Source organism: Dokdonia sinensis (genome assembly GCF_003688895.1).
GTDB classification, from domain to species: domain Bacteria; phylum Bacteroidota; class Bacteroidia; order Flavobacteriales; family Flavobacteriaceae; genus Dokdonia; species Dokdonia sinensis.
Genome location: NZ_REFV01000038.1, coordinates 1 through 1,322, shown reverse-complemented (window position 1 = coordinate 1,322; position 1,322 = coordinate 1). Strand labels below are relative to the sequence as shown.

The following is a 1,322-nucleotide window of genomic DNA, read 5'->3' as shown; positions in this document are numbered from 1 at the left end:
CAACACCAGTTGTATCTCAATTTAGTTTTTATACTTAAATTTAAAAAACACATTGTGATACAACTTCAAATAAAACGTCTTAGGTCGTTTTACAAAACCTTGAACGAATCATATACATAAACCGTTGATGGTCAATTACCTTCGGCCGCAATGCTCCATAAAATAAGGAAATTAGGGCTCAATCGAGAGGTTGGGGAATTTAGCAAATCAAAGTTTTGAAGTATTCTCCGCTTGCATCATTTAGATCAATCCAAGAGCAAGCATACTGACCCATTCAGATTAGGACTGAGCGTCAATTTTATTCCCACATTGCTAATTGACCATCAACGTCCAATGTGTGAAACGCCTAATCACAAAACATTGCCTACCACCTAAAACATCGCTGTCCGAAGGCAACAGACAACAACCGAGTATAAAGCACACAAGGCGTTCCAAAAGCTCAACGCAGGGCAGCAAACCTCCAAAATAATTAATACCTTACACAAATAATACAAACACCAAAACAAGTGAAAGCCAGCAGAACGCCCTGCACGCTTTATACATTGGACGTTGTGCATAATGTGAGCAACTAACGCAAAAACTGAAAAACTAACGACTGAATTGAAACGCAAAGAAATATTTTGGCTAATTGGAACAGCAATTTTTGTGCTGATTTTGAATTTTTCGTTGTTTGGTGTAAACGGATTCAAAGCTGAATCTGTTACTGATATTAATATTCACGATACATATTTTGTAATTGCAAATTTTCATTTTATTCTGCTATTATCTGTTTTGATTTTTTTCAGCGTTTATCTTTTACGAATGTTAAGGCGGAATTTCAAAAACCTTACTGTGAATCTGATTTTTATGATTTGCGGAATATTGAGTATTTGGGTTCTGACTGGAATTATTTCAATTGTCAGTTCTTATATTGGAGTAACAGAAACTACTGAGTATAATCTTCCTGTAACGAATACTATGTTTGACAATGTTTCTAAATTGCTATATCTGATTTTAATAATAATAGTTATCTTGATAGCATATAGCGGATTTAAAACGGGACTGAATTATCGAAAAGCGGAATAAACACTATGCACAACACCGTATAAAAATAATTGCGGTTTAGTGCTTAATCAAAGGTCGTTGCGTGTTTGCAACATCTGATTTTCCTTCGGAAAATCCTCGCATACAAACCCGCAACTATTCTTATACAAATACGTTGATGGTCAATTACCTTCGGCCGCAATGCTCCATAAAATAAGAAAATTAGGGCTCAATCGAGAGGTTGGGGAATTTAGCAAATCAAAGTTTTGAAGTACTCTCCGCTTGCATCATTTAGATCA

At 35.4% G+C, this 1,322-nt stretch carries 1 protein-coding gene; it reads left to right on the top strand.

The features are described from left to right. The first annotated feature begins 600 nt into the window (after positions 1 to 600). Positions 601 to 1,065 (top strand): hypothetical protein, encoded by a 465-nt coding sequence (locus EAX61_RS16300; protein ID WP_121918770.1) that lies wholly within the window; start codon positions 601 to 603, stop codon positions 1,063 to 1,065. Positions 1,066 to 1,322: the final 257 nt, after the last annotated feature.